Genomic DNA, 4,018 nt, shown 5'->3' with positions numbered 1-4,018 from the left:
GCGATGCTCAGCGCTACTGCAACGCCGATGCCGGTAGCGCCGTTGGAGGAAGAGTTCGTGTTGGTGCCGTCCGCCGTCGCCGTCACCTTGTCCGTCGATTGCGCGGTCAGCGTGATCGCGCCACCGGATGTGAGGGTGGAGGCCTGAACGAAGGCTTCGGTGGTCGGCCGATAATCCGACACCGTCACCGCGCCGGCAAAGGTGATATCGCCGCTGCTGGTCGTCGCCTTGTCGGACGTGATGCCGTCCTTATTGGGGTCCTTCAGGCGCTCCTCGGATTCGTTGTCACCGCCCGCACTTTGGTCCGATCCGCCTGCCGTCGACTTGGCGATCGTCGTGATATTGCTGATCAGCGTTGCGCCGAGCGCGATCGAATTGGGTGTATCGCCGGCATTCGCGCCAATCGTCGAACCGCCCGAGACATTGGCGCGGGTCGTCGCATTGACTTCTGAAACCGCAACGCTTGCGCCCTTGCCGCCGCTACCGCCATCGGCCTCGGTGGTCATCGTCAAGTTGCTGGTTGCAGTCAGCGACACCGCGCCCGAGACGCTGAGCACGCTGCCCGCGAGCACTTCGGTGATCGCGTCGCTGACCAGAACGGTGACGGAAACCGCTGCATCCTTCTTTTCATCGTTGTCGGAACCGGCGTCGGACTCGTCCTTCGCGGTCAGCGTGACGGTTACGGTGCTCGACGCCGACAGGCTGGCCGCGGTCACATTGGTGCTGCTGAACTTGACCCGCGCTTCGGGCAGGATCGTCGCGATGACACCCGCGAGCGGCCCAACTTCGAAAGTCTCAGCCTCGACATTGGCGGTCGCGGTTGCAGTGAATTGAGCCGCGCCCGTCACGATGATCGTGGCGCCGCTCAGGTCGATGATCGCCTCCGGGGTCGCGAAATACGCGCCACCCGTGATTTTTCCATCGTCCGCCGCCGCTGCTGTCAGGGTCATCGAACTGGCGTTTATGGTGCTGGAAACGCTGATCTTCTCGGCATTGACGGTAACTGCGCCGGCAGTCAGCGTCCCGGAGATCGTCACCTCGTCCTTGCCGTCCTGGCCATTGATGATGAGTGCGGTTGAACCGAGGTTCACCGCATTGATCGTCAAGGTATCCTTTGAAAGAATCGGAATGCCCAGATCATCGCCGAGATTGATGGTCAGGCTGGTGCTGGGTTTGTTGAAAGTGATCGACTCGAATGTCGAAATAAGAGAATCCGACGACAGCGTCAGCGTCGCGCCATTGTCGGTCAGAGTCGCTTCATCGTCGGCATTGCTGGTTGTGATGACCCGGTCCGCGACGACACTGTTGTCGATGATCGGTTCGAGCCCGTCATAGCGGAGCACGACACCGTCACGCGTGATTGTGCCCGACGTCTGGCCAGTAGCTGCATACTTCACCGAGGCGAAGGTGCCGCCGTCGAGAACCATGCTGTCGAAGCCAGCGTCGCCGCCAGCCATGACGCCACTCAATCTTCCGGCCGCACCAACAAAAAAGGTGTCCTCGTTGCCAGCGGAACCGATCAGGTTCTCGACCGTAACGAAGGACACCCCAGCAACATCACCTGAACCCTCGCCAGTGAGATGCCAGTCGGTGTCCCGCGGGGGGCCGACCACGGCGTCGCTGCCGGCGCCGCCGCTCAACACCACCCTGCCAGCCAAAGCAGGGTCGATCTCGCGCAGCACAAAGCTGTCGTCGCCCGCGCCCGCGTCAACGGTCAGCGAGACCGCCGGAGTTGCGAACTTGTAGGCGATCAAATTGTTAAATGTTCCAGCGTCAAGCACCGACAGACCGTCATTGGAATCATCTGAACTGCCGATGCGGATCACCCGCGCTTGCCCGGAAGTGTCGGCATAAATGCGCTGGCTGGCCGTCGTATCGTCCTCGACCGCGCCGACGTTTGCCAGGCCAATGCTATGGGTCAACGCTCCGGCTTGCGCGGTAATGCTACCTGACAGGCCGGTGTCGGTCGCCAGCCGCACGGCGTCGAAGCTGCCGCCGGTCATGGCAAGCGTGTCGTTGCCGGCACCACCGTCGAAGCGCACGTCGAGCGCCGCCAGGAAGTTTTCGCCGAAGTCGATGGTGAGTTTGTCGTCGGCGTCGGTGCCGCGCACCACGATATAGTCGATCTGCTGCACGTTGCGCTGGTCGATCAGCGTGTCCGACTTGTTGTCATAGATCTGGATCGCCTGGATCAGATTGTCATAGCGCAGCGAATAGTCGGCGCCGGCCAAGTCGTTCATGTCGACTGCGAAAGGCAAGATGTCGGCCGACAGCAGATAACGCGGTTCAAGCGCTTCAAGTGCCAGGTTCGGCAAATCTGATGTCTTGCTGGGCCGTCGGGCTCGCCCCGGCGAGCGCCGCAACAGCGAACTTGCCAGCCAACGGCCAAATACGCCAGGGACGGGTGTCTGTTCTTTGCTGGCTAATCTCTTCTGAAATGCTTCAAAAAAAGCTGGCCTCGACAAAATGTTCATTTTGCCCCCTCAAACATCATCTATGGCTAATTGACCGCAAGCTAACGTACATCCGAAAATTCTTGGGCGCAAGGCGATCACGAAACCGCGACGAGTCTATATTTATGTAAAATTTGTGACAATACGGACCATAGGCGTATACATCGGTAAACATATTATTATCTACGGATACGTTTCCGTCAAAACAAGTATAACTATCAACCATCTAACATGTATATGGGATATTATTTTTTTAAGCATATTTAAATCTGATAGTTTAGAAAACAATATTTCAAAAGTGAAGTATTTCTTGTTCTTTCCTTGAAATTTCAGCACACGGTTTCCGCCACGGCAGGCAAGAAACCTGGAGAAGGGGCAAGGCACGAATGTCGCACCAAGCCATCATAACCGCGGCGGGAAGGTCTGATGCACCAGAAGCGGCTTGTCGCACTTGCCGGATACACGGTTGTGTATCTCCGCTGCGCGACTGCGGCACATGGACAAACGGCCGATAGTCTTTATGCGCTAGGCGTCAAGCCCGGCAGGAACAGCATTTCGAAGAAGCCGCCGGGTTGCTGAAGCGTGTCCTTGCTCTTCAGCCGGCAAATACCGACGCGCTTGTTCCGCTGGGTTTCATCGAACTGGGTATCAATGACCCGCCGGCTGCGCGGAGCGCATTTTTGCAAGCGCTGTCCATAGCGCCTGCTTACACCGACGCAACGTTTGGACTGGCCAGCGAGTTCAGAGCCGGCAATCTGCCCAAACCCGCCTATTTGCACGCCATTGTACGCCAAGGCTCTACACAGCTGAGAGGACGCTTTACATCCACGCACAGCCACGTTTCAGTGCCGTCAGATTGTTTTGGAAAGGCGATCGAGGCCGGTAAGGGGTCATTGGCGTAGGCACACTAGCGGAGACGCTACGTGCCGAACCTTTGCCATTGCCGCCGGTCCCCCTACTCCCACTCGATTATTTAAAGACCATATAACCCATTGAAATCACTTTCAAATATTTCCTGAAACGCGGAAAAGAACGACACTAGAACCGTCAGAAAATTACGCTATTGATTTTAAAGAGAAAATCGCAACAAAAAATATTTTGAGGTTTCACCAACTATCGAGAACAATCGGATGATTTTTGCAGCACAACGGCGTCTGGCGGGGCGCGTATGCCGTCTCGAAAAGTACCGTCACCGCTCAGGTTGTGTGCATTTTCGCTTCGAAATCAATGGTCATGGTGGGTCCGGAGGATGTAGCGAGAACGTTGATTTTATTGAATTTTCCTTGGGCAGAAAATCAGAGATCTTCCGCATCGTACCGTATGGTTCCGCGGCCAATGGGCGACGTCTGGTCCGCAGGTTTAAATCTTGGATACGCAACCCCCGATACCGGCATTCGCTGATCGCAGCAATGGGAGCGTTTCCGATCAAGATCTCAATCAGACCGGTGCGTACTCATTTGCCTCGAAAACATGGTGATGCACGCGGCCGGTGAACTGCTGAAGATGTTCACCGGTGACCTCCCGGCTTTTAAATCTTACGTCGGATTGAAGCGCCCGGTTGCAGG

At 56.8% G+C, this 4,018-nt stretch carries 2 protein-coding genes; both read right to left on the bottom strand.

Annotated elements, in window-relative coordinates; genetic code table 11:
- A partial coding sequence (locus EN964_RS27595) for an LEPR-XLL domain-containing protein (RefSeq protein WP_127276983.1) occupies window positions 1–2,474 on the bottom strand: 2,474 nt, incomplete at its 3' end.
- Window positions 2,475–2,971: 497 nt separating this feature from the next.
- On the bottom strand, window positions 2,972–3,247 hold the full coding sequence (locus tag EN964_RS37870) for a hypothetical protein (protein WP_128361818.1): 276 nt from the start codon (window positions 3,245–3,247) through the stop codon (window positions 2,972–2,974).
- Between the last annotated feature and the right edge of the window lie 771 nt (window positions 3,248–4,018).

Origin of the sequence: Mesorhizobium sp. M7A.F.Ca.CA.001.10.2.1 (assembly GCF_003998575.1) — a bacterium.
In the GTDB taxonomy this organism is placed as follows: Bacteria; Pseudomonadota; Alphaproteobacteria; order Rhizobiales; family Rhizobiaceae; genus Mesorhizobium.
The sequence above is the reverse complement of the archived record's forward strand: the minus strand, read 5'-3'. Positions and strand labels throughout refer to the sequence as shown.